This window comes from Arthrobacter dokdonellae, assembly GCF_003268655.1.
Classification (GTDB): domain Bacteria; phylum Actinomycetota; class Actinomycetes; order Actinomycetales; family Micrococcaceae; genus Specibacter; species Specibacter dokdonellae.
The window spans coordinates 1,764,344-1,791,336 of sequence record NZ_CP029642.1 but is presented as its reverse complement, the minus strand read 5'-3'; the positions used below and the strand labels follow the sequence as shown (position 1 = coordinate 1,791,336).

Sequence of the window (26,993 nt, the reverse complement as noted above, 5' to 3'; positions counted from 1 at the left end):
TGGAGCGTTCCGGCGGCCCAACGCAAGGAGACCGCAGGGGCTCCCTACGCCGTCGTACTTCGAAAAGGGGCGGGTCCCGCGGGCGCGGATCCCCTGTGTGCCACAAACCGCCTTCGCGGCTACCTCTTGGCATCCGCCCGGCGCTTGACCACATCCGGATGATGCCGCGACAAGGCGACCACCCCAACGATAGCAAGCAAAGCGGCTCCGGCCATGGATATGGCAACCACGGGCGGCACGTCGGGACGCAGCTCGCCCAGGATGGTGATGCCGATGGCAATGCCGATCATCGGGTCAATTACGGTCAGCCCGGCGATGACGAGGTCCGGCGGCCCGCTCGCATAGGCGCTCTGCACAAACCAGCTGCCCAGGCCGCCGGCCGCGGCAATGGCGATGATCGAGTACCACTGCACATTGAGCAGGAACAGGCCGTTGGGGTCAAAAACCTGCCGCGAGATGATGCGGGTCAGCACGGCGACGAAACCAAAGAGGACGCCTGCGCCGAGAATGAAAAAGAACGCCCTCAGCCGGTGCTTGAACAGCACCAGTGAGCCTCCAAATATCACAATGACAATGGCGAGCAGCATCACCACTGTCAGTTCCTCGGACGTCCGCACGTGGGTGTTCTCACTGACCACGTTGACGGCCATGAGGACAAACAGGGCGCTGCCGGTGACGCACGCGGTGATGGCGACCACCGTGGCGCGGTTGAGCCGGATGCCCTGGTCGCGGGAGTTGACGATGGTGGTGATCACCAGGGCGATGGCGCCAATGGGCTGGATGACCGTCAGCGTCCCCAGCGTCAGTGCCACCACGTTCAAGGCCATGCCGGCGCCGAGCAGGAGCAGGCCGAAGACCCAGCGCGGGTTGCGGAGCAGGCGCAGGAAGCCGGAGCTGCCCAGCGCCAGGCCGCCGGTGTTATTTTGCACAGCAGTGCCTTGGCGCTGTGCGCCGAAGGCCAGGAAGAAAGCCGCGACCACGGCGCAGGCCACCGCCAGCCACATCATGGGCGACCGGTCCGCGGGGACGGCGGGGAAACCTCGCGCTCCCGGCGTTTGGCAAGGAGCGAACGAAAATACTGTCCGAAGGCGATCACATGCATGACCATGGCCGCGCCCAGAAAGACCCAGGCGAGGACGGCGGTGAAGTCCGAGTCGAGGGCCTTGGCGAGGAGCAGCATCGGCGTGCCGACCATCAAGGCGGCCGTGCGCGCCTTGCCCAGCAGCGTCACCTTCAGGCCCGCATCCCCGCGGAAGAAATACAGTGTGGCGGCCAGAAGGACGACGTCGGGAATGAGCAGGAGCAGCAGGAGCCAGAGCGGCAGGATCCCGGCAAGGACCAGGGTGATGGTCACCGCCACCAGGGCCACCCGGTCGGCCAGCGGGTCCATGATCCGGCCGAGCTGGGAGGTCTGGTTGAGCTTGCGGGCCACATAGCCGTCAATCCAGTCGGTGCAGCCCATCATCGCCAGGACGAAAACGCCCCAGCCGTACTCGCGCGGGCCCAATACCAGCCAGACAAACAGCGGGGTCCCCAAAAACCTGACCACGGTGATGATGTTGGGGACGGTGATGATGGCGCCCGGGTTGCCCGTGGGCGTGCTCGGTCCGGCCGGCATGTTCGTCATCTCTCCCCGCAGCTAATGGAACAGTCCTCCGCTGTCCGGCGGCATGTCCATGGAATTTACTTCTTGAACAACTTTCGCAGGAACACAGTGCAAGCGGCAGCCGACACGGCGAACACCGTGAGTGGTTTCCATCGCGTTTTGGCGGTTTCCATTGCCTGAGACAACGCACCGCTGGCAGCCGACCGCGCGGACTCGCTGGCCTTGTCCTTGGCCAGGTCCACAAAGTGGGTGGTCACCTTCTTCACGTCCGCCTGCTCCAGCATCTCCTCCCGGAGGGAAAGCAGGTGGTCGCGGCGTACCGCGGTGCGTTTGACCAGCTCCGGCTGGCTCGCCTTGGGGCCTTGCTCGGCAGCCTTGGCTGCCTGTTCCGCCTTGGCCTTCTCCTTGGCGATCTCCGCACCCTCTTTTTTGAGCTTCTTTTCGGCCTTGCTCATCGGCTCAAGCGTCGAGGCGTCAAAGTCGCGGCCTTCCCTGGCAATGCCCAGGTCGTGCCGGATCCCGCGCCACGCGTCTTCGGGCATCAACGGCAGCAGCGCCTTGAATTTGCGGTACGCCACGAACCCGGCCATGGCAATCACCACAAGCAGGGCGGCACTGATGACCAACGCTGAGAGCCAGAGAGGCAGGATGGTCGCGAGCCCGGCAATGGCCGCAACCACCAGTGCGATCACCAGGAGTGCCAGAAAGACGAGGGCGATGACGCTGAAGGCGGCGAGACCGCCCACCTTGGCTTTCTTGTCGCGTAGTTCAAGCTTGGCCAGCTCAATCTCGTCGGTGACCTGGCGTGGCACGAGCCGGGCGGTGGTCTTGATCGCTTCCACCAGGGTGGGGCCGTCCGGTCCCGAGCGTACTTCCGAGCCGCTGTGCACTATTTGATGCGCCACTGCCATGGAACCGCCTCCAATATTTGGTTCCCCGCCCATTTACCAAGGCGGCGGAATCTTTTTGCGCCCCAACTGCTGCGGCGCTGCCGTAAACACAAAATTACCATCCATCGTCTGCAAGGATTCCACTTGCCGCGGAATACCGGCGACAACCCCGGTGTTGGCGCCTTTGTGTCACGGGAATTTCCGTCGCGGAAACCATCACCCGCGCGGCGTTCCAGCCCTCAACAATATGCGCATACCATGGGACTTTCGTGTTGTGCCTTGGCAGGGACCGCACCGACTTTCCCCGTTTCTTCCAGCCCGCTAGGAATCGCGTCCTTGTCTTCCCCGACCCACCCCGGCGACAGCCTGTCCCACCGGCAAAAACTCATCTACGTCCTGGTGCTCGGCCTGCTCACCGCGCTTGGCCCGTTCACGATTGACCTTTATCTGCCGGCCTTCCCCGTCATCGGCCACGAGCTGAACGTCAGCGCCGCGGCGGTGCAGCTGACCCTCACGGCCACCACCGTCGGTTTTGCCGCGGGACAGCTGCTGGTGGGCCCTTTCAGCGACAAGTTCGGGCGGCGGATGCCGCTGATCCTTGCCACGACCCTCCACGTGGCGGCCTCGGTGGGCGCGGCCCTGTCCACCGACATCACGATGTTGGGCGTGTTCCGGGTCCTGCAGGGCATCGGCGCCGCCGGTGGCGGCGTGGTTGCCATGGCCATGATCCGCGACCTCTTCGGCGGCTACCGCCTGGTCCGCATGTTTTCCTACATGGCCCTGGTTAACGGCATGGCTCCCATTTTTGCCCCCGTGATCGGCTCCCAGCTGCTGGGTATCATGGACTGGCCCGGCATCTTCTGGTTCCTGGCCGGTTACGGGGCCCTGGTGGTGGTGGCCGCGTTTGTGTTCATCGTTGAGACGCTGCCCCTGGAACGTCGCACGTCCGACGGCGTGCGGGTCGCCGACCGCTACAAGGCCGTGTTCAGCGACCGGATCTTTGTTGGCACCCTGTTCGTGGGCGGCCTGAACTTTGCCGCCCTCTTCACCTATCTTTCGGCGTCGACGTTCCTGTTCCAGACAACGTACGGCTTCAGCCCGCAGGAGTACGGCTTCCTCTTTGCCGTCAATTCCCTGGGCGTCGTGGCGGGCGTGCAGACGGCCGCCCGCATCATGCGTCACACGGGTCCGCAGTGGGTCATTGCCGGAGCCACCGTGGCCCAGGTTGCCGCGGCCGCCGCCATGGTGGTGTCCGACCAACTGCACCTTGGATTGTGGGGCGTGATCGTTCCACTGTGGTTCTTCATCGCGGCCACCGGCTTCATGTTCCCGTCCGTGCAGGTGCTGGGCCTGGCACGCAACGGCCGCCAGGCAGGCACGGCGGCCTCGCTGTTGGGGGCGGCCACGTTCGGCTTTGCCGGCATGATCACGCCCGTGGTGGGCCTGATTGGCGTGAAGACCGCCACCCCGATGGCCGTCATCATGGGCGGTGCGATCCTGTTGGCCATGGCCGCCCTCTGGCTCATTGTCCGGCCGCGCACGGTCCCGGGCCTCTAACTCTTTCCCGGGGGTCCTAACCTGCGAACCGGTCTGAGAGCGCGTAGCGTAGCAGGACGACATCGCCCATCGGCACGGCCTGCGCCAGGCTGGCGTGCCGGACCGCATTCCAGGGAAAGGCCGCGTCGCCCACCAGCCGCGGCGCGCCGGAATCGCCGACGAAAAACGGTGCCACCACGAGTTGCAGTTCATCGGCGAGCCCGCCGGCCAGGAACTGGGTGTGGACCCTGCCCCCGCCTTCGACCATGAGCCGCCGGATCCCCCGGGCGTGCAGATCCTCACTCACCGTTTCCATCGACACCCGCGGACCGGTGTCGATCACCGTGGCCGCCGCGCCCAGGCGCCTCCTGAGATCGGACGCGGACGGGCTCGCACAGTAGACCAGCTTCTCCCCTCCGCCCGCGGCGAAGAAGCTGGCGGCCGGGTCAAGGTCCCCGACGTCGGTCACTGTCACCTTCACCGGCGAGGGCGTGAGGCCGCGGGCCACCCGGGCGTCGGTCAGCGCGGGGCTGCGCACCAGGAGGCGGGGGTTGTCGGCGCGGATGGTGGCCGCACCCACCAGGATCGCGTCGCATGAGGCGCGCACCCCGTCCACGCGGTCAAAGTCGGAGTCGTTCGAGAGCACCAGGCGGCCAGGACCGGCGTCGTCAATGTAGCCGTCGATGGACATGCAGCAGCTCAACAGCGTGTACGGCCGTTCAGCCATCCCAGGGCCTTTCCCGGGCCGCGCGGGCAGGCGCCGCGCCGGAAAGAACCCCGGCAAGCCGGCCCGCGGCCGCCTCCCAGCTCCGTGCCAGCAGTTCGGTGCGCCGTTCGAGGGCCGCGGCGCGCAGCCGACGGCGCAACGCTCCATCGCCCAGCCATGCGCGCACTGCGCCGGCGAGTGCTTCCGGATCCTCCGGCGCAACGACGATGCCCGGCACGGTCCCCGACGCGGTTCGGCCGAGCGTCCCGGGCACGCCGCCGACCTGCGGGGCGATGACGGGGATGCCGCGGACCAGCGCCTCGGCGATGGCCATTCCGTAGCTTTCCTCCCTGGACGCAAGGACCAGCACGTCCGCCGTCGCGTAGAGGGCATCCAGCTCAGCGCCGTTGCGGGGTCCGGGAAAGTGGACCCGGCCGGCCAGGTCGCCGTTGCGGACCTTCCGGAGCATGTCCGCGGCGAAGGCGGGCTCCATGTCCAGGGCGCCGGCACAGGTGCAGTCCCAGTCAAGTCCCGCGACGCCGGACAGTGCCTCCAGCAAAATGTCGAGGCCCTTGGTGGGGGTCACCGCGGCCACACACAGCAGCCTGCCGCCGCTGGCCGTCCCCGGCGCGGTGGGTGCCCCGTCCACCCCGGGTTCGACGACGTGGACCCTGCCCTCGTGCACGTCAAAAGCGTTAACCAGGCGCGACCGTGCCCACAGGCTGGTGGCGACGACGGCGGCGGCGGCCGCCAGGACCTCGTTGGGCAGGCCCCTGGTTGCCCCGGACGTGCCGCTGCGCGCGCTGCCGGCCGTCCCTCCGTCGTTCCTGGCGCGCGGGACCATGTGCACCAGCAGCACCAGTGCCAGCCGGGCCGCGAGCGCCGTCTGGTCGCGGACGCACGGCGCGAGGAGGCCGTCGAGGAGCACGGTGGCCCCGCGCGGCAGGCCGTCCAGCACGGCGGCGAGCGCCGCGGCGCAGGAGGCGTCCGGCTCCGGCCAGGCGCCGGGCACGGCATGCTCCACCACGGTCCAGCCCCCGGCCGCCAGCTCCCGGCACATCCGCCGGTCATAGGTGTTGCCCCCGCTGGGCCGTGCCGGATCGTCGATGCCCTCGGGAACCACGACGTGCACGGTGTTCACAGCGCACGCTCGTAGCTGGCCCAGGCAATGTGGGATTCGTGCAGGGTGACTGCGAGGCCGTCCAGCTGGAACGCCTCCGGGCCCAGGCCGCCTGCCTGGATGCGTGCGGCCAGCCGGTCCGCCACCTCCTTGGCCAGCATCTCGGTGGTGGTGTTGCGCCCGGAAAAGGCGGGATCGTCGTCGAGGTTGCGGTAGCCAAGTTCCTCCACAACGGCATGGAGTTGGGCAGCGGCCGTGCCGATGTCCACCACCGTCCCGCTGCCCCCGAGCTCCGCCCGCTTGAAGGTTGCGTCGATGACGTAGGTGGCCCCGTGCAGGCGCCGGGCCGGACCAAAGGACTCGCCGGTGAAACTGTGGGCGATCATCATGTGATCGCGGACGCTGACGCTGAACATGGCTTTACCCGTTTCCATACGATATGACGTGGCACAGTGCGGGCAGGCTGCCGTCTGCCAGGCGGGGCATGACGGCGGGGAGCTCGTGGAACGGCGTCGTCCCCGTCAGCAGCGCGTCAAAGGCCGGGTCGCGGAGCAGATCCAGGGCGAGGGCCAGCCGCTGCCCGGTGCTGCGGTTGCGGCGGCGGGCAGGGGCGACTGCGCCCACCTGGCTGGAGCGGATGGCCAGCCGCCCGGAGTGGAAGGCGCCGCCCAGGGACAGCCGCACCGGGGCGTCGCCGTACCAGCTCAAATCGACGACGGAGCCCTCCGGAGCGAGCAGGTCAAGGGCGAGCTGGAGTCCGGCCGACGTGCCGCTGGCGTGGAAGGCGAGGTCTGCGCCCGCAGCCGCGGCGGGGGCCGCACCGGGCAGTGCGAACCGGACACCCAGCGCCTGCGCCACTGCGGCCTTTCCAGGGTCGGTGTCGACCAGTGTCGCCTGCACGGCCGGAATCCGGTTGAGCAGGCGCGCCACGGCACAGCCCACCATCCCGGCGCCCACCACCGCAACGCTGTCCCCCACCAGCGGCGCAGCATCCCAGAGCGCATTCACGGCCGTCTCCACCGTGCCGGCCAGCACGGCGCGCCGGGCGGGGACGCCGTCGGGCACCACCAGGACGGCCGAGGCCGGCACCACGTAGGCGCTTTGGTGCGGGAAGAGGCAAAACACGGTGCGGCCCAGCAGCTCCGGCGGCCCTTGTTCCACCACACCGACGTTGAGGTAGCCGTACTTGACCGGCCCCGGAAAATGTCCGTCCTGGAAGGGGGCGCGCATGGCGTCGCGCTGGCCTGCCTGAACGCCGCCACGGAACACGAGTGCCTCGCTGGCCCGGCTGACCCCCGAATACAGGGTCCGCACCAGCACCTCGTCCGGGCCCGGCGCGCGGAGCCTTTCCGGGCGGATCTCGCCGGCACCGGGGACACGGAGCCAGAACGCGAATGCCTCATCGCCCACAGGAAGTCCACCCCCGTTCGTTTCCCGGACAGGCCCAGGATTGCCCCTATCCTAATACTGATACCGTCAGCCAAAGGGAGGCGCCGTGCGTTCGGTTCAGTGCGGCCCGGCCGCCGGGCTCCTGTCCCAGCTGGCGTTCCTGTCCGCGCTCTCCCTGGCATTTGGCCTCGGCTCCGCCCGCTGGGGCATCGGCCTTGCCGCCGCCATGGCGGCGAACGGTTTGCTGGCCGGCGCCATTGCCCGCAGGAACCACGGCGGCCTGGGACCGGCGGACTGGGTCACGCTGCTGCGTCCTGGCCGGGGGCGCCGCCGCGCTCGTGGCGGACCTTCTGGCTGCCCCGGCCGGCGGCCCGGCCCTTCGGCCGGGCGCCGTCGCCGTTCTTGTGTCCTTGGCCTTTGCCGTCATCGCCCTGGACGCCGTTGACGGCCACGTCGCGCGCCGCACGGGGACGACGTCGGAGCTGGGCGCGCGCTTTGACATGGAGGTTGACGCGTTTCTCGTCTTGGTGATGAGCGTATATGCCGCGCCGAAATTCGGACCCTGGGTGCTGGCGATCGGGCTGGCCCGATACGTGTTCGTCGCAGCCGGCTGGTTCCTGGCGTGGCTGCGCGGATCGGCGCCCCCACGCCATTGGAACAAGGTGGTTGCGGTGGTGCAGGGCCTGGCACTGGCGGTCGCAGCGGCGGATGTCCTGCCCCGTGCCTTCATGGCCGTTCTGCTTGGCGCCGCGCTGGTGCTGCTGGCGGAATCGTTTGGGCGGGAATCCTGGTGGCTGTGGCGGAACCGCCACGAGGCCGGTGATGCCGAGGCCGGTGATGCCGTGGGCGCGGATTCCGCGGGCAGGGGTTCCGGCGCGGGTTCACGCGTCGGCCACCCACGTGGCGGCGTTGTTGTGCCGCCCGCGGCGCTCACGGTGACCGCGGGCATTGCGGTCTGGGGTGTGCTGCTGGCGCCGCAACACTGGGGGCAGGTCGTGCCGACGGTGTTTGTGGGCCTGCCCCTGGAGGTCCTTGCCATCGTGCCGGCCGCCTTCCTGCCGCGGGCATGGCGGAAGGCGGCGGCGTTGGCCATCGGCCTCTTTCTTGGTCTGGCCGCAGTGGGGAAGGCCCTGGACATGGCCTTCTTTATGGCGTTCGACCGCCCCTTTGACCCCGTCAACGACTGGTATTACTTTGGGCCCGGGCTCGGGGTGATCGGCGATTCCATCGGCCCGGCCGGGGCCGTTGCCGTCGTGGCGGGTGCGCTGCTGTTTGCGGCCGCTGCCTTGTTCCTCCTACCGCTTTCCGTGCTTCGCCTGACGGGTGCGGTGGCTGCCCACCGCGGCGTATCGCTTCGCGGTGCCGCCGGCTTCGCAGTGGTGTGGGCGCTGGCAGCCGTCTCCGGCCTGCAGTCCGCACCCGGCGTGCCTGCGGCATCGTTTGGCACGGCCGGGCTGGTCCGGTCCCTGGCTGTCCGCGTGCAGGACGGTCTGGCCGACCGCGCAGCCTTTGCCGCCGAGCTCGCGCGGGACCCGGCCGGTGCCGCAATTGCCGGCGGCAGTTCGGCCGCAGGTGACGGCCTGGGTTCCGGTGGCGATCCGGCCGCCGGTGGAGGTCGCTCCCAGACGGGCCTGCTGACGGCACTGAAGGGCAAGGACGTGCTGCTGGTCTTTGTGGAGAGCTACGGCCGCGTTGCCCTGGAGGATCCGGCGCTCGCCCCGGGCGTGACCGCCACGCTCAGGGACGGAAACGCCAGCTTGCGGGCTGCAGGTTTTTCCTCCCGCAGCGCCTTCCTGACGTCGCCGACGTTTGGCGGAGCGAGCTGGCTGGCACACTCCACGCTGCAGTCCGGATTGTGGGTGGACAGTCAACAGCGCTACAACCAGCTGCTGACCAGCAACCGGACCACCCTTACCGGGGCCTTTTCGCAGGCAGGCTGGCGGACCGTTTCCGATGTCCCTTCCGACACCACCGACTGGCCCCAGGGCGCACGGTTCTACCAGTTTGATGCACTGTACGATTCGCGCAACGTCGGCTACGGCGGACCAAAGTTCAGCTACGCGGCCATGCCCGACCAATATGTTCTCTCCGCCTTCCAGCGGCTGGAACTGGCGCCGGCCGGCAGGGGTCCCGTCATGGCGGAGATCGACCTCGTGTCCAGCCACACGCCCTGGACGCCCCTTGGGCGACCCCGGCAAGGTCAAGGCCCTCTACGGCCAGTCCGTTGAATATTCGCTGGGAACCATCTTCTCCTTTGTGGCTGCCCATCCCGACCCGAACCTGGTGATGATTGTCCTGGGCGACCACCAGCCCAGCGCCCAGGTGTCCGGTGCCGGCTCGGGCCGCGACGTCCCGGTCTCGATCCTTGCCCACGACCCACCGGTCATGGACCGGATTTCGGCATGGGGCTGGAAGGCGGGCATGGAGCCCGGCCACGATGCGCCGTTGTGGCCCATGAGCGGCTTTCGGGACCGGTTCCTGGCGGCGTTCAGCCCGGACGTGAAGATCCTGCCCTAGGCCCGCTGGCATTCCGCCCCCAGATCGCGGTTTCACGCCGGGAGCCGCCGGTGACTGGCGGCGTTCGATCAACAGGCCCGCCAGGCCCAGGATGATGGCGGCGATTTCAACGGCGGCGGCTGCCGCAGATGTTGCACCTGTCCAATTCTAACGTTGCAGCCGTTTGCCGGGGCGGCTGACTTTTTTCGGGCGGATTAAATGACTAAACCCCCGCACTCGGCCCGAGTGCGGGGGTTTAGTCATGGCTCCTCCGACTGGACTTGAACCAGTAACCCTTCGATTAACAGTCGAATGCTCTGCCAATTGAGCTACGGAGGAATGAAGCAGACATTAGATTAGCAGCGCATTTTCGAAAAAGCCAAAACGCGTCAATTCCTACCGGCTGCCGTCCGAAATTCCCGGGCCTGGCGACACGGGCGGCCTTACGCTTCGATCCAGGCCTTGAGCCGGCTCAAACCTTCCTGGATGTCATCGACGGGGAGGCCGGAATAGGCGAGCCGGGCATACAAGCGGTCCTCCCCCGGCTGGGGCCGGCCGAAATGCAGCCTGGTGCAGAACGACACACCCGTCGCGTGCAGTGCCTCGGTGGCGAAGTCCGGCAGGTCGGTGATGCCCTTGATCGCCATTGCCTCGGTCACGTCCGGGAAGAGATAGAACGTTGCATTCGGCTTGGCAACGGTGACGCCGGGCATGGCGTTGAGCAGGTCCGCGGTGGCGTCGCGCCGGGCTGCCAGCTCCGCCAGGATCGCCCGGGGGCCGGACTGGTCACCAAGGATCGCCTCGACGCCGGCATGCTGGACGAAGTGTGCCGTGCAGGACTCGTCATTGGTGTTGAGCTTGGCGAACGCCTTGGAGACTTCCGGCGGTGCAACGGCGCACCCCAGCCGCCAGCCGGTCATGGCGAACTTCTTGCTGAACGTGTACAAGATGACGGTGCGTTCCGCCATTCCGGGGAGCGCCGCAATCGATCGCGACGTGCCCGAATAGCGCATCTCAAAATATGCCTCATCGGAGAGAACCCACAGGTTGTGCTGCTGGGCCAGGTCGGCAATGGCCCTGCGTTCCTCGTCGGTGGATTCGGCCCCTAGGGGATTCTGCAGGTCGTTATAGATGATGGCCTTGGTCTTGGGGCCGATCATCGCCTCCACCTGTGCGAGGTCGATGGCGAATCCTGTCTGGGTGGGGAGGTAGCGGTACGGTCGGGCGATGCCCCCGTGGTACTCGATCTGGCTCTCGTAAATCGGGTACCCGGGGTTGGGGTACAGGACTTCGTCATCGGGATCCATGACCGTCTGCACGAACTTGCCAATCACCGGCTTGCCACCCGGATGCACTGTCACCTGCCCGGGATCGATCGTCATGCCTCGTTTGAGCCCGATGTCTTCGGCGAGCACTTCGCGCAGCAGCGGTATGCCGGCAGCGGGGCAGTACCCCGTGTTGCCGTCGGCAATGGCCTTGTCCAGGGCCTCGACAATGTTCCCGGGCGTCGCCAGGTCGATGTCGCCGAGGTGGAACGGGTAGACGCGATGTCCGTGTGCGGCCCACTCCGCCGCAGCCTGCGAGACCGCGAACGCCGTCTCCGTGCCCAGCCGGGCCAACCGCCGTGCGAATGCCATGTGCCACCTCGATAGTTGAGCATTCCCTTTCAGGCGTCCCCGTGCCACCATCAAGGGCGCCGACACGAGTGCCTGAATCCGGCGCCTGAAAGCTCGGTCCCGGATTCTGATCGTACGGCCGCACGTGGGCTATCCTCAAGGGGTGACGGATAAACACGTACTGGTCAGTGTTCCCGATACTGCCCTGCGGGACGCTCTCGGTGAGCCTCCCGAAGGGGTCGGGATCGTCGAGTGGGACATGTCAGGGCCGGCGCCGGCCGCGAGAATAGACATCGTGGTGCCGCCGTACATGAGCGGCACCGAGGTGCTGGGGGCCTTGAGGGGCGTGACGACCGGGCTTGTGCAAAGCCAGTCCATCGGCTTCAACGGGGTTGCGGATGCGCTGCCACCGGGGCACGTCTTCGCCAACGCGGTCTCCGTGCACGAAACCTCGACGGCGGAACTGACACTCGCCCTCATTCTGGCCTCCCAACGCGGCCTCCCCGACTTTATTCGGGCGTCACAAGAGCGCAGGTGGGCACCGGAGCGGCGCGCGTCGCTTGCCGACCGCACGGTGTTGCTTGTGGGCTATGGCGGCGTGGGCCAGGCGGTCGAGGAACGGCTTCAAGGGTTCGAGACGACCGTTGTGCGCGTCGCCTCCCGTGCGCGCGAGGCGGCCCGCGGGCACGTGCACGGCATCGACGAACTCCCGAATCTCCTCCCTCAGGCAGACGTCGTCGTGGTCGGCGTGCCCCTCAATGAGTCCACCGCGCACCTCGTGAACGACCGGTTCCTCTCGCTGATGCGCGACGACGCGTTGCTCGTGAACATCGCGCGCGGGGCGGTCGCCGATACCGAAGCCTTGCTGGACCACGCCCGCCGCGGCCGGCTGCGGTTCGCACTCGACGTGACGGATCCCGAGCCGCTGCCTGACGGACACCCGCTGTTCGGGTTGCCCAACGTCTTGATCACCCCGCATGTTGGCGGGGCGTCGAGCGCCATGATGCCCAGGATGGCACGCCTGTTGCGCAGCCAGGCGGACCGCATGCTCAGCGGTCAGGAACCACTTAATGTCGTCCTGCGCACCTGAGCCTGCGCGCCTGGGCCAACGACGGAATTGAGGATGGAAAAATCCCCGCACTCCATATGAGTGCGGGGATTTTGTGTTGGCTCCTCTGACTGGACTTGAACCAGTAACCCTTCGATTAACAGTCGAATGCTCTGCCAATTGAGCTACAGAGGATCGCGCAGGAACAACAATAACAAAGGCACGCGCCGTTGCGAAATCGGCCGGCTGGCGCCGCCGGGCTCAGTCGCCGCGCAACGCCCGGCGGGCCATTTCAAGCTCCATCAGCTCGCGCTGGAGGAGCTGGTATCCCTCCGGATCAACCGCCGGGTCCATGCGCTGCAGGGCGCCGAGCCGCTCCTGCTTCAACCGGGTGATCTGCCCCTCGAAGAGCCGGCGCAGCATCGCCCGGCAATACCGTTCAAGTGACTCATCCGCCTTGGTGGGGAGCGGGCTCATGGCCAGCTCGGCCACGAGGTTCCCCAACTCTTCGGGCACGTTCTCCCGGACCGCTTCCAGCCACTGGGACGACGCCGTGAGCACCTCCCCCGCAGCCGCAATCCCCGAGTGGACGGCACCGTACGCGGCAACCTGGAATTCGGTGGCGGCAAAGTGCTGCCAGTTTCCGGCCGTGAGCAGCCCCGGGTGCTGGAGCACCACTTCGAGCGCCTCCCGCTCCATCCGCGCCTGGGGGTCGCGCGGGTCCGGCCGGAGGAACCTGGGTTCGGCGGGCTGTTCGGCGGTCGGCTCGGCACGCTGCCCGGCGGGCTGCTCGGGCCGCTGGCCATATGCGGGACCTGCGCCGCCGCCCTGCGGCCCCGCGCCCTGCCAGGATTCGCCCTGTCGGGATCCGCCCTGCGGGGACGCCCCCCGGAAGTGTGCGCCCTGCGCGGACGGGCCGTTCCCGGTGCCCCGCTGGGAGGCTGCCTTGCCGGCACCGTATGGGGTCCGGGCTGGCGACGCCGGGGATGCGAACTGCCGGGATCCCGTGGCGGCGCCGTGCTGGGAGGGGGCGGCGTGGGCGCGCTTGTCCGCCAGCTTGACCGCACGCAGGACCTCGTCGGGGTCCGCGATGCCCAGCCACCCGGCGAGCTCCTGGCTGTAGCCCATCCGGGTGGATCCGTCGCGGATGGCGGCCACGACGGGCGCCGAAGCCCGCAGGCCGTTGACACGCCCCTCGACCGTGCTCAGGTCAAACTTGGCCAGGGTGGAGCGGATGGCAAATTCAAACAGGGGGCGGCGGGAGCGGATCAGCGAGTGGACGGCCTCGTCGCCGCGGCGCTGGCGCAGCTCACAGGGATCGGCCCCCGTTGGTTCGACGGCAACGAAGGTCTGGGCCGTGAAGCGCTGGTCCTCGTCGAAGGCCTTCAAGGCAGCCTTCTGGCCGGCCGCGTCGCCGTCGAACGTGAAGACCACCTCGCCGCCGGTGCCGTCGTCGGACAGCAGGCGGCGGGCCACCTTGATGTGGTCGGCGCCAAAGGCCGTGCCGCACGTGGCGACGGCGGTGTCCACGCCTGCGAGGTGGCAGGCCATGACATCCGTGTAGCCCTCCACCACCACCAGCTGGCGCTTGGAGGCGATGTTCCGCTTGGCCAGGTCGATCCCGTACAGGACCTGCGACTTCTTGTAGAGCTGGGTTTCCGGGGTGTTCAGGTACTTGGGGCCCTGGTCGTCGTCGAACAGCTTGCGGGCGCCAAAGCCGACAGTGTCCCCCGCAATGTCCCGGATGGGCCAGATGAGGCGGCCGCGGAAACGGTCGTAGATGCCCCGTTGGCCCTCCGAGAACATGCCCGTGAGCTTCAGTTCATCCTGCGTGAAGCCCTTGCCGGAGAGGTGCTTGAGGAGCGAGTTCCAGCCCTGGGGCGCGAAGCCGACGCCGAAGTGTTCCGCGGCGCTGCGTTCAAAGCCACGCTCGGCCAGGAACGCCCGGCCCGCGGCCGCCGCCGGGGTCAGGAGCTGGCCGCGGAAGAACTCGCCGGCAATCTTGTGGGCGTCCAGGAGGCGCTGCCGGCGGCCGATCTCCTCACGCCGCGGACCGGTTCCGCCGTCCTCGTAGTGGAGTTCGTATCCGATGCGCCCGGCCAGCTTCTCCACGGCTTCGGAGAACGGGATGTGGTCCATCTTCTGGATGAAGGAGATGACGTCGCCGCTCTCCTGGCAGCCAAAGCAGTGGAAGTAGCCCATCTGCGGGCGCACGTGGAACGACGGGCTGCGCTCGTCGTGGAACGGGCACAGGCCCTTGAAGGACCCGATTCCGGCCGATTTCAAGGTGACGTAGGCGTCAACGACTTCCTTGAGGTCGGTGCGCGTGCGCACCTCATCTATGTCTTCCCGCTTGATCAACCCGGCCACCCGGCCAGTTTACGTGAGTTTGCCATCCCCCGGACCCCGCCGGCCGGCGCCTGTGGAGATCGCCCCGACGTGACCGGGCACGCATGTCCCGGTGTCCGGAATCACCGCCTTTGCGGGCCTTTCCGCCGAATCGCGGCGATAGAATTTAAACGCCCCCCATGAGGTGGACTCCGGGTCGAGAACGACCCGCAAAGAACCGATCACGCCGTCCCCAAGGGAGCCCCACAGTGTTTCAGGCCGAGCGCCACACCGTCCGTCATGCCAGCCGCCACGGCGGGTTCTCCTCCGTGCGCCGCAGCGTCGGCTCGGACATCCTGCTGGCCCGCCACGGCAGCGCCATCTCCTCGATGCGCCTGGACCGCGGCAACGGCAGGGTGGTGGCCACGCTGGCGGATGGAAGCTGTGACAGCGCCCCCAACCTGATCGATCCCAACCTCCACATGCCCGGCACGCTCGACGACGACACCAAACTCCTCGCCGCCGTCTGCGCCGCGACCTTGGGTCTCGCCGCCGTGATGACCGCCGTCGTTGCGGTCCTGTATTCCCTCGCCAGCCCGGAGCAGCTGGCCGCCTTCGCGACGACCCTGGGAAGTTACCCCTCCAGCATGTAGTGCGGGTAAGGCGGGGACCGAATGTCATGCGCCGCCGCCACGGCGGTGGTAGCCTCGGCCCCATGATCGGGCGCCTGCACCACCTTGTCATCGACTGCCGCGACCCGGAGGCCCTGGCCGGATTCTACGCGGCGCTGCTCGGCCGGCCCGTCACCTTCCGCTCACCGGACTTTGTGGTGGTCGCGGAAAATGACCACAGTTCGGGACTCGCCTTCCAGCTTGCCCCCGACCATGTGGCGCCCCGCTGGCCCGACCCCGCCTACCCGCAGCAAATGCACCTGGACGTGATGGTTGACGACGTCGAGGCCGCGCACGCCCGGGTCCTCGCCTTGGGCGCCGAACGCCTGGGCGGACCAGGCTCCCACGTCTATGCCGATCCGGCCGGGCACCCGTTCTGCCTGATACCCCGCCCTGGCTGGGCGGAGCAGATCGAGGCTTGAGCACGATCGGCGCGGCGTGGCGGGACGAGAAGGTCCACCAGGATGGCGCGCCGACAACCGTGCCGTCGCAGCCACGGCGCCCGCCAGAAAAAGAAACTCGACAATCACGCCGGGTGGGTGGAGCATAAAAGGTGCGCATGCGCCCCGGCACCTTCCATTCAGGCCCCCGCCATGCGTCGTGGATTGGATTCACCGCCCGCGGCACGCCGTGGGGCGGGGTGCGCGGACTTCAAGGTCAGTAGCGTCCAGGCACCACAACCAATCTGGCACAGTGCGCCTCGCAGCTCTAGGGCGCCGCCAAGATTGGAAGAGCGGCCGCTTGGGGGAAGGGCCCCTCTCGTCGCGGCACTCCGCCCGGACCGCCGCACTGTTCGAGAAGGGAACGTCTGATGAGACGTAATCATCAAACTCGTCTATCGCTGCACAAACCGTCGTTGATCTTTGCCGCGCTGCTGGCGCTGGCCCTCCCGCTTGCCCTTTCCGCCCCCGCGGGCGCCCAGAGCCTGAAGCAGACCACCACCACGCAAGGGCAGCATGCCACAAACCATGCGCCGCACACCTGGTCGGTCCAGGTGGGGCAGGAATCCCCGAACCAAGCCATCCAAGGCATGGCCTTTCTGCCGACCAACGTCTATGTCGATGCCGGTGACACGGTGTCGTGGACGGCGAAGTCGGCGGAAATCCACACGGTGACCTTCCTTGCCGCCGGCCAGTCGCTGGAGTCGACGCAGCCGTTCAATCCGTCGGATCCCGCCCAACTTTTCCGTCAGGGCGGGAGCACCTACGACGGACATTCGTACTACAATTCCGGTGTCATGACGAACGTCACCAACAGTGGCTTTCCGGCCGTAACGAACTATCGCCTGACTTTTCCGGCTGCGGGCACCTTCACCTACTACTGCCTGGTCCACGGGGCAATGATGAAGGGCACCGTTCACGTGGCCAGGGCCGGGACACCGTACCCGTTCACCCAAAGGCAGTACAACCAGCTGGCCACGTGGCAGTCGCTCGCGATCCTTTGGGATGGGCTGAAGCTTTGGCATGAAACCGCCAGGCTTGGGGACCCGCACCACGTGTACGCCGGCGCCGACGACGGCACCGCGATGGTCATGCGGTTCATCCAGCCCACCGTGAAGGTTCGTGTCGGGGAGAAGGTCACGTTCATCAACAACGGCATGGCCGCACCCCACACGGTCACCTTTGGCGCGGAACCGGCGAACTTCGCAGTACCCTTGGGCGACCCGGCAACCTTCGCCGGAGGGGACCTTAACTCGGGGCTGATGCTTCCCGGATCCACCTTTACGGTCACCTTCACCAAGGCGGGCACGTTTAGCTACATCTGCGCACTCCATGACTACATGGGAATGGTGGGCACCGTGGTCGTGAGGAACTAGCCGCGACCCCAACCAGGACCGGCCCGCGGGAACCCACCGCAAGGTGGGCTCCCGCCGTCGTGCTGGCCGTGGGCAGGCTGACCTTCATCGTCCTGATCCTGAAGGGCCTGCTGGGCCCTGTCGGCCTGCGTCCTGTGGACGGTGGTGTGCGCAGGCATCGGCATCCGCTGGTTCCGCTGGAAATCGCGCTGACGGTCTTGGCGGCCGGTGCGGCGTGGCAAGTGCCGCGTCGCTACAGCAGTGTCCGCTCCATTCCCACCAGGCGCTCGTGGAGCGCCAGCGCCGACACATCGGTGAGGGAGGCGATCTGGTCGATGACCACGCGAAGCCGGGCGCCGTCGTCGTCCGCCTCCCGCCAGTCCGCTGCGAACATGGTCTCCAGGTGCGCGTCCCCCGTCGCGCTGAGGACGGCCACGAGCTCGCTGAGGATGTCCTGCTGGCGCTGATAGATGGGCTGGCGGTGGTCGGTGGTCATGACGAACGTGGTGGCCAGCCCTTTCATGACGGCGATCTCCACGGCGGTCCCCTGAGGCACGACGACGTCCGCCGCGTAGCGCGTCAGCCGGCCCGTCCCGTAGATGGCCTGGGTGGCGGCGACGGCGCTCTGGCAGAAGCGGCCGATCAGCTGGCTCGTCATGTCCTTCAGCGCGGCCATCGAGGCCCGGCTGCCGTCGGCGTGGCGCACCCAGACGTCGGCGGCCTCCAGCCGCGACAGGGCCGCGTCGATCTCGGCCGTGTCGACGCCGGGCAGGTACCACTGCTGCGTATACCCCAGGACGCGGTTGCGCTGGTCCTGGTTGGCCAGCCACTTCAGCTGCACGTGGCCGGCGACGATGGCGTCCTCCACGTCGTGGACGGAGTAGGAAATGTCGTCCGCGAGGTCCATCACCTGCGCCTCGATGCACGTCTTGCCGGCCGGCGCTTTCCGGCGCAGCCATTCAAACACCGGAAGGTCGTCGGCGTAGGCGCCAAACTTGCTGGTCCGGCGCCCGCCCACCAGCGGCGCGTCAGCGGCCAGCCACGGGTATTTGGAGGAGGCGTCCAAGGAGGCGCGGGTCAGGTTCAGGCCGGCCGAACCGCCGTCGTCCATCATGACCTTGGATTCCAGGCGGGTCAGCAGGCGCAAGGTCTGTGCATTGCCCTCGAAGCCGCCAATGTCATGGGAGAGGTCGTTGAGGACGGACTCGCCGTTGTGGCCGAACGGCGGGTGGCCGAGGTCGTGGGACAGGCAGGCGGTGTCCACCACATCCGGGTCGCAGCCCAGGGTCCGCCCCAGCTCGCGGCCGATCTGCGCCACCTCAAGGCTGTGGGTAAGGCGGGTGCGGACAAAGTCGTCGGTGTCCGGGGCCACCACCTGGGTCTTGGCGCCGAGGCGGCGCAGGGCCGAGGAATGCAGCACGCGGGCCCGGTCGCGTTCGAACACGGTGCGGAAACTGCTCTTGCGGGCTTCCTGCACCCAACGCTCCACATCGCTGGGCGAATACTCTGGCTGCGCGGGGGTAGACATATCCCTTAGTTTAGGGCCATCCGGCCCGTGTCCCGCGGACGTTGCGGACAGCCGGCGGCGGCCCGATGTTTTTCCGTCCGGCTATCCGCCGCGTCGGCCGCGGACGGCCTTTGGCGTCTCCTTTGCGCCGGACTACAAAAAACACCGGCTCCGCCGCCTTGGAGACTGACCGCTGTCAGCCGCCGGAGACGTCGAGCTCGGCGCCGGCCAGATCCGTCTGCTGCAGGCCGCTGAGCGTGCGGTCCTTCAGCCAGCCGTCCGGCAGCGCGGTGCGCTTGGGCGTGCCGGCGCGGCCGCGCGGGCCCTCGGCGTCGGCCCCGGGGTACGGGCTGTCCGCATCCAGCTGGTCCAGCAGCCCGCGCAGGACCTCCAGGGTGGGGACGGCGGCGAGCTGGGCGCGCAGTTCCCCGCCGACCACATAGCCCTTGAAATACCAGGCCATGTGCTTGCGGATGTCGCGCAGGGCCTTGTTTTCGTCGTCGAACGTGTCCACGAGCAGCTCGGCGTGCCGGTAGACCGCGGCGGCCACCTCGGCGAGGCCGGGCTTGTGTCGCCTGTCGCTGCCTTCGAAGGCGGCCATGAGGTCCCCGAAGAGCCAGGGCCGGCCCTGGCAGCCGCGGCCCACCACCACGCCGTCGACGCCGGTCTGGCGCACCATGGCAATGGCGTCCTCGGCGCTCCAGATGTCGCCGTTTCCGAGGACGGGAACGTCGGGAAGGGCCTCGCGGAGACGCGCGATGGCGTCCCAGTCCGCGTGGCCCGAGTAGAACTGGCTGGCGGTGCGCCCGTGCAGCGCCACGGCGGCCACCCCGGCGTCGCGGGCGATCCGGCCGGCCTCGAGGTAGGTCAGGTGGTCGTCGTCGATGCCCTTGCGCATCTTGATGGTCAGCGGCAGCCCGCCCTTGGATGCCTCGCGGACGGCCGTCTGGACGATGGCGGTGAATAGGTCCAGCTTCCAGGGCAGCGCCGCTCCCCCGCCGCGGCGCGTCACCTTGGCGACCGGGCAGCCGAAGTTCAGGTCGATGTGGTCCGCGTGGTCTTCCTCGACCAGCATGCGCACCGCCCTGCCCACCGTTTCGGGGTCGACGCCGTACAGCTGGACGGAGCGTATTTTCTCGTCGTCGTCGTGGCTGATCAGGCGCATCGACTCCGGGGTGCGCTCCACGAGGGCCCGGGAGGTGACCATTTCGGAGACAAATACTCCGCCGCCGTGCTCGCGGCACAGGCGCCGGAATGCCGTATTGGTGATTCCAGCCATGGGGGCCAGCACCACCGGCGTATCCACGGTGATGTTGCCAAGTTTGAGCGGCGGCAGGTCCAGCTTGGTGTCGCTGGCGGGGATGTCTGTAACAGTCACCTGACAATTCTCTCAAATGCGTCCAAATTAATCGTCCGCCGGCAGCCCAGCGCGCCGAACGTACAGATCCGGCGACCCGGCGGGCCGTCAAGTCGCCAGACCTGTATACCGGGTGGGGAGCAGCTGGATCCGGCGACCCGCCAGACTTCGGGTGCCGCCCGCGGGTGCAATAGACTCGCTGGGGCGGCCCCCTCCCGCCCCGCCTTCCGCCCGCCACTGCCAGCAGCAAAGGATCCACATGCCGCGCGTCTCAGCGACGAAACAGTCCATCCTGGCTGCCGCACTGGAACTGGGCGCACTGCACGGGATCTCGGGGACCACCATGGATGAAGTGTCCGAACGGGCCGGCGTGGCCAAGGGCAGCGTCTATTACAACTTTGCCTCCAAGGACAAGCTCTTCGAGGAGCTGCTGACGGCCGGCGTCAGCTCCCTGTCCGGCACCCTCCGCGGCGCGCGCCAGTCCGCCGGCGGAATTGCCGGGATCGAGGGCATGGTCACCTCCATGCTCGCGTTGATTGCGGACAACAGGTCGCTGGCCAAGTTGATGGCCGCGGAAATCTTCCGCACGGACCGTCCTTGGCAGGAATCGATGGGGGTGCTCCGCCGTGAGGCCATCTCCGAATTTGAAGCAGCCCTTGCGCCCCTGGTCCCGGCGGCCACACCGCCGGGATCGCTCCCGCTGATGGCCGCGGGCATGTTCGGCGCCACGCTCATGGCAGGGCTGGAATGGCTCATCTTCAGCCCGGAGACGCCCCTGACCGAGGTCTGCGCCGCCGTGTTGTTCACGGTCTCCGGTGGCCTGACGGCTCCCGACGCCGCGACTTCCGGACCCTGAAGCCGCACCGGCAGCGCTAGAGCCTCAGGACGCTCGTGGCGATGAGGAAGTAGATGATCAGCCCCGTGGCGTCCACGAACGTGGAAATAAACGGGTTCGAGAACACGGCCGGATCCGCCCTGACGGCCTTGCCCAGCAGCGGCATGAGCCCGCCAATGCTGGCGGCCATGGTGCAGACCCCGAGCAGGGTCAGCCCGATGACCAGCCCGATCGGCACCGTGAAGGCGACGGCGGAAATCGTGAACCCCAGGGCCCCCAGCAGCAGTCCCAAAAACGCGCCCACGCGCACTTCGCGGGCAAGGACCTTCAAGACATCGCCCGGACGCACATCACCAAGTGCCAGGGCGCGGGTGATGGTGGTGGCCGCCTGGTTGCCGGTGTTTCCGCCCGTGCCGATGAGCAGGGGTATGAACAGGGAGAGCACCACCTGCTGCTCCAGTGTCGCTTGGAAGGCGCCGATGACCTGGACGGTGAGCGTTGCGCCGAGGGCCAGCACCAGCAGCCACACCACCCTGGCCCGCACGATGCTCCTGACAGGGGTGGCCAGGTAGGGCCGGCGGAGCGGTTCCGTGCCGCCGGAGCGTGCCGCGTCCTCGCTTTCGGCGTCCTCCAGAATCTGCAGGGCGTCGTCAACGGTCAGGATCCCCACCAGGCGGTCCTCGGCGTCGACAATGGGCAGCACCAGGACCTTGGCATCGGCGCAGTAGCGGGCCGCCTCCTCGGCGTCCTGGGTTGCCGGGGCGCTCAGCGGCTGCTTCATGATGTCCGCCATAAGTTCGGGGCCGGCGCCGCGCAGGAGGTCACGAAGGGACACCACGCCCACCAGGTGGCGCCCGGTGTCGGTCACGGGAATGGTGTAGACGCTTTCGGCGTCGTCGAGCCGGGCCCGCACGCGCGCCAGGGTTTCCCCGACCGTCAGCGAGGGATGGGTGACCACAAACTCGGGGCTCATGTAGCGTCCCACGGCGCCCTGCGGGTAGCCGAGCACCGTGCTGGTGAGCGCCCGGTCCTTCTCGCTGAGCCCGGAGATCAGGCGGTGCGCGACGGAGGCCGGCAGCTCGTCCAGGAGCGCCACGCGGTCGTCAGGGCTCAGCCCGGCGAAGACCTCCGCGACGTCGGCCTCCTGGAGGCCCGCCAGCAGGTCCGCCTGGAGCGCCGCGTCCAGGCGTTCGAAGACCTCCACCGCGCGGTCCTTGGACAGCGTGCGGTAGGCCAGGGCGCGGTCGATGGTGCTCAGGCGCTCCAGCTGCTCCAGCGTTTCGGTCACGTCAAGGTGCCGCAGCACGCGCGACGCGCCCGCAACGTCATTGGCGGCCAGTGCCCTGGCCAGCAGTTCCGCGCTGGCGTCAAAGGTCAGGTTGGGGGATTTGATCATGGTCCGGTGCCCTCCGGTGAACGCACACGCAGGCATTCCACGGCGTGGACCGTGGCGTGTACTGAAAATGGGATGAGTGGAAAAGTGGTGCAACCGCACGCGTCGACTTCACCGTGGGAATCACCAACGCTCCGCGTTCGGTCCACCCCAACACTGCCGGACCGTGAGGCGGCGAGGCGGATCGAGCGGGCTAGGAGGAGGGAGTTTCCGGACGGCACAGGAGGGGCGCGCGCGGTGCGGTAGTTCGACTAGGTCCGTCGTCCATGCGTGCCTCTCACCTCCCTCGTCCCAGGGCCCCGGAATCCGCCGCGGCTGCCGTTGCAGGCAGGCACGGCCCGTCCGGGCATCCCCTCCATCCTAGGCCACGGCGGGGCCCGACCCTGAATCACGGCCGGCCCCACGCCGTCGCACGTCCGTCAGAGGAGCCAGCCGTTTTCCTCGGCGATGTGCACGGCCTCCGCGCGGGTCCTGGCGCCGGTCTTGCCCATGCCGCTGGACAGGTAGTTGCGCACCGTCCCCTCGGAGAGGTGCGTGGCGGCCGCAATGTCCGACACGGTGCCGCCGCCGCCGGCGGCCCGCAGCACGTCGGTTTCGCGCTCCGTCAGGGGGCTGTCGCCGGACGCCATGCTCTCCACGGCCAGCGCCGGGTCCACCACGCGCAGCCCCGCCGCGACCTTCCGCACGGCGTCCGCGAGCTGCCGGGCCGGGGTGTCCTTAACCACGAACCCGCCCGCCCCGGCCTGCAGCGCGCGGCGCAGGTACCCGGGCCGGCCGAAGGTGGTGACCATGAGCACGCGGCAGCGGGGCGCGTCGGTGCGCAGCCGCGCCGCGGCGGAAATACCGTCCAGCCCGGGCATTTCCACATCCAGGAGGGCAACGTCCGCGTTGTGAAGCACGACGGCGGCACTCACCTCGTCCCCGCGGCCCACCTCGGCGACCACCTCGATGTCCCCCTCCAGGCCAAGGAGCGCGGCGAGGGCGCCTCGCACCAAGGCCTGGTCGTCGGCAATCACGAGGCGGATCACAGGCTGAGCCTGAGCCGGAAGCCGCCCAGTTCGGACCGGCCGACCTCCAGCGTCGCGCCGGCGGCCGCCGCGCGTTCGCGCAGGCCCCTCAGTCCGTTGCCGGCGGCGCCGGTTCCGGGCTCCGGCGGGCGGGGCCCGACACCGTCGTCGTCGACCTGGAGCCGGCGGGCGGACAGGGTGACGCGGCAGTGGCCGGCGCCGCCGTGCCGGATAACGTTGGTGACCCCTTCGCGCAGCGCCCAGCCGAACAGCTCCCGGGAGCCGGCGGGGACGGCGTCGGCGGCTCCGGGAAGCTCGGCGTCGATGCCGGCGGCCGCGAGCGCCGTGCGGGCGTTGGCCAGCTCGCTCAGGACGTTCACGCCCCGATATCCGGCCACGGTGGCCCGGACGTCCTCCAGCGCGCCGCGGGCCAGGTCCTCCAGGTCAGCGATCTCCGCCGCGGCCTTCCCGGGGTCGGCGGGCAGCAGGCGTCCGGCCAGCTCGGCCTTGACGGCAATGACGGTCAGGGAATGGCCCAGGATGTCGTGCATGTCCCGGGCCACGCGGCTGCGTTCCTCCCGCACCGCCAGTTCCGCAAGCTCGTGCTGGGTCTGGCGCAGTTCCCGGATGGTGGCCAGCTGGCGGGAGAAGGCCATCATCATCAGGCCCACGGACGCGATGGTGACGGCCTGGGAGTAGGCGTTGGCGGTGCCCGCCCCCTGGGCCAGGTTGATCAGTAGGGCGCCGCCGGCCAGGCTGCCGACGGCGGCGAGCGCAGCCACCCTCGGCAGGCCCTGGCTCGCCACAAAAACGGCCACGAACGTCCACAGCCAGGTCGCCCCCAGGGAGGCGTCGGGATAGGCAAGGAAGCCGAGGTTGAGGGCAAAGAAAGACACGGCGAGGACGGCCTTGAAGAGCTGGCTGCGGTACCAGCTCAGCGGCGGGCCCAGCAGGAAGACGGCAATGAACACCAGCAGGTGGACCCACTTCACCGCCGAGACCCACGGCGGATTCTCCGCGGAGGCGAACCCGCGGAAGTTGCCGGCCAGCAATATCAGGCAGGCGACGCCGGCACCCGTCAGCCAGCGGCGCGTGCCGGGCCCGGCAAGGAGTTCGCGCAGGCTGGGGACGTGGCCCGGGGGCGGGAACCAGCCCACCTCCCCCTGCCTGCGCGGTTCCTGCCCGCGCGGTGCCTGCCTGCGCGGTGCCTGCCTGCCTGGTGCCGTGGATGCCATAATGCCCACTTTATTCTTTCCCGGTCCCGCCGCTACACCCTCTTGGTGTCGCGGCGGAAGGCGAGGGCGGCGCCGACGCCAAACACCGCCAGCCAAAGGATGACGTTGCCCACGGCCAGCCAGTTGAACGCCTCCCCGCTCAGGGGGGCCCGGGCAATCTCGCCGAGTCCGTAGGTCGGGGTCCAGACGCCGATGTCCTGCAGCGGCTTGGCCATCTGGTCCAGCGGCTGAAACAGCCCGCCGAAGAACGCCAGGAACGCCAGGGCCGGGCCCATGAACTGCATGACGTTTTCGCTGGGCACCAGGTAGCCGACCATCAGGCCCATGGCCGTGAACACGAGGGAGCCAAGCCACGCGGCGGTTCCGGCCTCGATCCAGACGTGGATCGGCAGGCGCACCCCGATCACCAGGCCCGTGGCGAAGGTGGCCAGCACGGCCACCAGGCCGATGGAAAGGCCGCCGAGGATCTTCACGGAGATGTTCGCGGCCGGGTGCAGCGGCGTGAGCCGCAGCTGCCGGCTCCAGCCGAGCTGCCGTTCAATCGCCACGGCGCCGCCGGCGGAGGTGGAGGCCATCATGGCCCCGTACACCGCCATGGAGATCATGATGAACGCGGCCACGGACGGGGCGCCCTGGGCCACGGTGCGGCCTGCCTCAATGGACGTGTCCCGGTACTGGAGCCCAAAGGCCAGGAACATGACGACGGGAAAGGCGACGGTAAAGAACAGCGTGCGCCGGTTGCGGAAGCGCCGCTTGATCTCGATGCCGAGCAGTGTGGCGTTGAAGGAGCCGAGGGGCGGGACGTTGCGGGGCCCGGCGAGGGTCGACGCTGCGGGCCCTGCCGCGGGAAGGGTGGTCATGGCGGTTACTTTCCTGTGGTTTCGAAGGATTCGTCGGTTTCGTCCTGGTCCCCGGTCAGGGCCACGAACGCGTCTTCAAGGTTGTGGGAGGTGATTTCGAGGTCGACGGCGTCCGTGGCGGTGAGCAGGTAGCGTGCCACGGCGTCGGAGTCCTTGGTGCGGACGCGCAGCTTCCCTGCGCTGCTCTCCACGGAGTCGACGCCGGGGATGGCGGCAAGGGTGGCGGCGTCGGCGTTGCCCGCCGTGGCGGTCACGGTCCGTCCGGAGGCGAGGTTCTTGATTTCCGCGGCCGTGCCGTCGGCCACGATTTCCCCGCGGCGCACCAGCACGATCCTGTCGGCGTAGGCGTCCGCCTCCTCCAGGTAGTGGGTGGCGAAAATGACGGTGCGGCCCCTGGCGGTGTCGGCGCGGATGGCCTGCCAAAAGTCCCGGCGGCCTTCCACGTCCATGCCGGTGGTGGGCTCGTCGAGGATGAGCAGGCCGGGGTCGGAAAGCAGCGCCATGGCGAAGCGGAGGCGCTGCTGCTGGCCGCCGGAGCACTTTTCCACCCTGCGCCCGGCAAGGTCGAGGATTCCGGCCCGTTCCAGGACTTCGTCCACGGGCTGCGACTGGGCAAAAAGCGACGCTGTCAGGGCCACCGTCTCCCGGACCGTCAGGTCCTTGAGCAGGCCTCCCGTCTGCATCACGGCGCTGACCAGGCCGTGCGCGATGGCGGCGCGGGGGGACCGCCCAAAGATGGTGAGGCTCCCGGCGTCGGGCCGGGACAGTCCCAGCAGCATGTCGATGGTGGTGGTTTTACCGGCGCCGTTGGGCCCGAGGAAGGCCACCACCTCGCCGGCGCGGATCTGCAGGTCGACGCCGTTGACGGCACGGACCCTGCGGGAGCCGGCACCGAAGGACTTGTGCAGCCCGGTGGCGTCGACGGCCAGCAGGCCTGTTCGGTCCGGTCCCACGCCGCGGGGCATTGTCGGGGCGGCGAGTGTGAGGGGGTTGGTCATGGTGCTTCCTTCCGGGTGCGTGGCTGCTGCGGGGATTAGAGCGAGACTGCCCGGAGCCGTGGGGCGGCGGTTGCCCGGGAACGGGACAGGGTGGCGAAGCGCTGGGCCGCCAGGGCAATGCTGAGATAGAGCATGATCGAGGTGGTTCCCAGGGCCCCGGCGGCGGCGCGTTGGACCGCGGCGGGGGCCAGGACGACTCCCACCTGGTCAAGGCCCAGGTGGAAGGCGAGACCCACGATCCACAGCACCACCGTCGTCCAGTTGCCCTGCCGGACCAGCCGTCCGCCGTCGCGCCACACACGGACCAGGCGGCCCCGCCACCAGCCGACGGCGGCGGCGGAAAGCAGCCCGGCCCCCAGGGCCGCATAGGCTGCCGCGGGAATCGTGGCGTGACCGGCCAGCGCGGCGATCTGCCCGGCCCCGACCACCCCCAGCACCAGCATGAGCAGGTAGGGCCTGTTCTCCCGGACGGGCTGGACGCTGAGCTGGCGGTAAAGGATCCACGCCAAGGCCGCGGCCGCCAGGAGAAGGTAGGGAAGTTGCTGGATCATGATGTGCTGCCTCTTGCTGGGAATTGTCCGGCCCGGTTGGGCCATGGAT

Annotated in this window: 25 protein-coding genes and 2 tRNA genes; 8 read left to right on the top strand and 19 right to left on the bottom strand. The window is 68.6% G+C overall.

From position 1 onward, the window contains the following. Positions 1–119: 119 nt before the first annotated feature. From DMB86_RS07880 to DMB86_RS07870, 3 genes are read right to left on the bottom strand one after another with little or no spacing between them, the layout of a single operon-like run. The gene (locus DMB86_RS07880; RefSeq protein WP_113717290.1) at positions 120–1,007 is read right to left on the bottom strand and encodes a DMT family transporter; all 888 of its coding nucleotides are present in this window, start codon (positions 1,005–1,007) and stop codon (positions 120–122) included. Then, positions 1,004–1,627, bottom strand: coding sequence for a CDP-alcohol phosphatidyltransferase family protein (locus tag DMB86_RS07875; protein ID WP_113717289.1), 624 nt, complete (start codon positions 1,625–1,627; stop codon positions 1,004–1,006). Before DMB86_RS07875 ends, DMB86_RS07880 begins: the two co-directional genes overlap by 4 nt. A 56-nt stretch (positions 1,628–1,683) precedes the next feature. Then, complete coding sequence (locus tag DMB86_RS07870) at positions 1,684–2,517, bottom strand: phage holin family protein (RefSeq protein WP_113717288.1); 834 nt, start codon at positions 2,515–2,517, stop codon at positions 1,684–1,686. A 315-nt stretch (positions 2,518–2,832) separates the two neighbouring features. Between DMB86_RS07870 and DMB86_RS07865 the strand changes: the two genes are divergently transcribed. Further along, the gene (locus tag DMB86_RS07865) at positions 2,833–4,053 is read left to right on the top strand and encodes a multidrug effflux MFS transporter (protein WP_227878665.1); all 1,221 of its coding nucleotides are present in this window, start codon (positions 2,833–2,835) and stop codon (positions 4,051–4,053) included. Between the two features lie 16 nt (positions 4,054–4,069). Here the strand turns inward: DMB86_RS07865 and DMB86_RS07860 are convergent, their stop codons facing one another. The 4 genes from DMB86_RS07860 to DMB86_RS07845 are packed head-to-tail and all read right to left on the bottom strand — an operon-like array spanning position 4,070 to position 7,268. Then, on the bottom strand, positions 4,070–4,759 hold the full coding sequence (locus DMB86_RS07860) for a RibD family protein (RefSeq protein WP_113717286.1): 690 nt from the start codon (positions 4,757–4,759) through the stop codon (positions 4,070–4,072). Then, positions 4,752–5,879, bottom strand: coding sequence for a glycosyltransferase family 4 protein (locus DMB86_RS07855; RefSeq protein WP_113717285.1), 1,128 nt, complete (start codon positions 5,877–5,879; stop codon positions 4,752–4,754). The genes DMB86_RS07860 and DMB86_RS07855 overlap by 8 nt, the downstream gene beginning before the upstream one ends. Beyond that, a complete protein-coding gene (locus tag DMB86_RS07850) occupies positions 5,876–6,274 on the bottom strand; it encodes a 6-pyruvoyl trahydropterin synthase family protein (RefSeq protein WP_113717284.1) in 399 nt (132 codons plus the stop codon). The genes DMB86_RS07855 and DMB86_RS07850 overlap by 4 nt, the downstream gene beginning before the upstream one ends. Before the next feature lie 4 nt (positions 6,275–6,278). Next, complete coding sequence (locus tag DMB86_RS07845) at positions 6,279–7,268, bottom strand: zinc-dependent alcohol dehydrogenase (RefSeq protein ID WP_113717283.1); 990 nt, start codon at positions 7,266–7,268, stop codon at positions 6,279–6,281. A 236-nt stretch (positions 7,269–7,504) separates the two neighbouring features. On the opposite strand from DMB86_RS07845, the gene DMB86_RS07840 reads away from it, so the two are divergent. Both DMB86_RS07840 and DMB86_RS20945 read left to right on the top strand, forming a co-directional pair. After that, positions 7,505–9,475 carry a CDP-alcohol phosphatidyltransferase family protein gene (locus DMB86_RS07840; RefSeq protein WP_227878664.1) on the top strand — a complete coding sequence of 657 codons (1,971 nt, stop codon included), beginning with the start codon at positions 7,505–7,507 and terminating at the stop codon, positions 9,473–9,475. Then, positions 9,429–9,764: a hypothetical protein gene (locus DMB86_RS20945; RefSeq protein WP_171814414.1), complete on the top strand. Its 336-nt coding sequence runs from the start codon at positions 9,429–9,431 to the stop codon at positions 9,762–9,764. Before DMB86_RS07840 ends, DMB86_RS20945 begins: the two co-directional genes overlap by 47 nt. 242 nt (positions 9,765–10,006) lie before the next feature. Here DMB86_RS20945 and DMB86_RS07835 read toward each other — a convergent pair. Both DMB86_RS07835 and DMB86_RS07830 read right to left on the bottom strand, forming a co-directional pair. Then, positions 10,007–10,082: transfer RNA gene (locus tag DMB86_RS07835), tRNA-Asn, on the bottom strand. 104 nt (positions 10,083–10,186) lie between these two features. After that, positions 10,187–11,380 carry a pyridoxal phosphate-dependent aminotransferase gene (locus tag DMB86_RS07830; RefSeq protein WP_113717282.1) on the bottom strand — a complete coding sequence of 398 codons (1,194 nt, stop codon included), beginning with the start codon at positions 11,378–11,380 and terminating at the stop codon, positions 10,187–10,189. Positions 11,381–11,669: 289 nt separating this feature from the next. On the opposite strand from DMB86_RS07830, the gene DMB86_RS07825 reads away from it, so the two are divergent. Beyond that, positions 11,670–12,449, top strand: coding sequence for a 2-hydroxyacid dehydrogenase (locus tag DMB86_RS07825; RefSeq protein WP_227878663.1), 780 nt, complete (start codon positions 11,670–11,672; stop codon positions 12,447–12,449). Positions 12,450–12,526: 77 nt separating this feature from the next. On the opposite strand, the gene DMB86_RS07820 is transcribed toward DMB86_RS07825, so the two are convergent. Both DMB86_RS07820 and dnaG read right to left on the bottom strand, forming a co-directional pair. Continuing rightward, positions 12,527–12,602: transfer RNA gene (locus DMB86_RS07820), tRNA-Asn, on the bottom strand. A gap of 66 nt (positions 12,603–12,668) precedes the next feature. Beyond that, positions 12,669–14,777 carry a DNA primase gene (gene dnaG / locus DMB86_RS07815; protein ID WP_113717281.1) on the bottom strand — a complete coding sequence of 703 codons (2,109 nt, stop codon included), beginning with the start codon at positions 14,775–14,777 and terminating at the stop codon, positions 12,669–12,671. Positions 14,778–15,004: 227 nt separating this feature from the next. Between dnaG and DMB86_RS20740 the strand changes: the two genes are divergently transcribed. The 3 genes from DMB86_RS20740 (at position 15,005) to DMB86_RS07800 (ending at position 17,222) form a co-directional block, all read left to right on the top strand. Then, complete coding sequence (locus DMB86_RS20740) at positions 15,005–15,388, top strand: hypothetical protein (RefSeq protein WP_193926270.1); 384 nt, start codon at positions 15,005–15,007, stop codon at positions 15,386–15,388. 62 nt (positions 15,389–15,450) lie between these two features. Then, positions 15,451–15,828 carry a VOC family protein gene (locus DMB86_RS07805; protein ID WP_113717280.1) on the top strand — a complete coding sequence of 126 codons (378 nt, stop codon included), beginning with the start codon at positions 15,451–15,453 and terminating at the stop codon, positions 15,826–15,828. A 389-nt stretch (positions 15,829–16,217) separates the two neighbouring features. Next, positions 16,218–17,222, top strand: coding sequence for a plastocyanin/azurin family copper-binding protein (locus tag DMB86_RS07800; protein WP_113717279.1), 1,005 nt, complete (start codon positions 16,218–16,220; stop codon positions 17,220–17,222). Positions 17,223–17,454: 232 nt separating this feature from the next. On the opposite strand, the gene DMB86_RS07795 is transcribed toward DMB86_RS07800, so the two are convergent. Both DMB86_RS07795 and dusB read right to left on the bottom strand, forming a co-directional pair. Further along, positions 17,455–18,729, bottom strand: a complete 1,275-nt coding sequence (locus DMB86_RS07795) for a deoxyguanosinetriphosphate triphosphohydrolase (protein WP_113717278.1) — start codon at positions 18,727–18,729, stop codon at positions 17,455–17,457. A gap of 175 nt (positions 18,730–18,904) precedes the next feature. After that, a complete protein-coding gene (gene dusB / locus DMB86_RS07790; RefSeq protein ID WP_171814413.1) occupies positions 18,905–20,086 on the bottom strand; it encodes a tRNA dihydrouridine synthase DusB in 1,182 nt (393 codons plus the stop codon). Positions 20,087–20,324: 238 nt separating this feature from the next. Between dusB and DMB86_RS07785 the strand changes: the two genes are divergently transcribed. Further along, positions 20,325–20,921, top strand: coding sequence for a TetR/AcrR family transcriptional regulator (locus DMB86_RS07785; RefSeq protein WP_113717277.1), 597 nt, complete (start codon positions 20,325–20,327; stop codon positions 20,919–20,921). 16 nt (positions 20,922–20,937) lie between these two features. Here the strand turns inward: DMB86_RS07785 and mgtE are convergent, their stop codons facing one another. The 6 genes from mgtE to DMB86_RS07755 all read right to left on the bottom strand — a co-directional run bounded on the left by mgtE (position 20,938) and on the right by DMB86_RS07755 (position 26,989). Then, a complete protein-coding gene (gene mgtE, locus DMB86_RS07780; RefSeq protein ID WP_113717276.1) occupies positions 20,938–22,296 on the bottom strand; it encodes a magnesium transporter in 1,359 nt (452 codons plus the stop codon). Positions 22,297–22,712: 416 nt separating this feature from the next. Further along, positions 22,713–23,321, bottom strand: a complete 609-nt coding sequence (locus DMB86_RS07775) for a response regulator transcription factor (RefSeq protein ID WP_113717275.1) — start codon at positions 23,319–23,321, stop codon at positions 22,713–22,715. After that, the gene (locus DMB86_RS07770; RefSeq protein ID WP_113717274.1) at positions 23,318–24,535 is read right to left on the bottom strand and encodes a sensor histidine kinase; all 1,218 of its coding nucleotides are present in this window, start codon (positions 24,533–24,535) and stop codon (positions 23,318–23,320) included. Before DMB86_RS07770 ends, DMB86_RS07775 begins: the two co-directional genes overlap by 4 nt. 32 nt (positions 24,536–24,567) lie before the next feature. Then, a complete protein-coding gene (locus tag DMB86_RS07765; protein WP_113717273.1) occupies positions 24,568–25,395 on the bottom strand; it encodes an ABC transporter permease in 828 nt (275 codons plus the stop codon). A gap of 5 nt (positions 25,396–25,400) precedes the next feature. Beyond that, positions 25,401–26,360 carry an ABC transporter ATP-binding protein gene (locus DMB86_RS07760; RefSeq protein WP_113719414.1) on the bottom strand — a complete coding sequence of 320 codons (960 nt, stop codon included), beginning with the start codon at positions 26,358–26,360 and terminating at the stop codon, positions 25,401–25,403. Positions 26,361–26,428: 68 nt separating this feature from the next. After that, positions 26,429–26,989, bottom strand: coding sequence for a hypothetical protein (locus DMB86_RS07755; protein ID WP_113717272.1), 561 nt, complete (start codon positions 26,987–26,989; stop codon positions 26,429–26,431). Between the last annotated feature and the right edge of the window lie 4 nt (positions 26,990–26,993).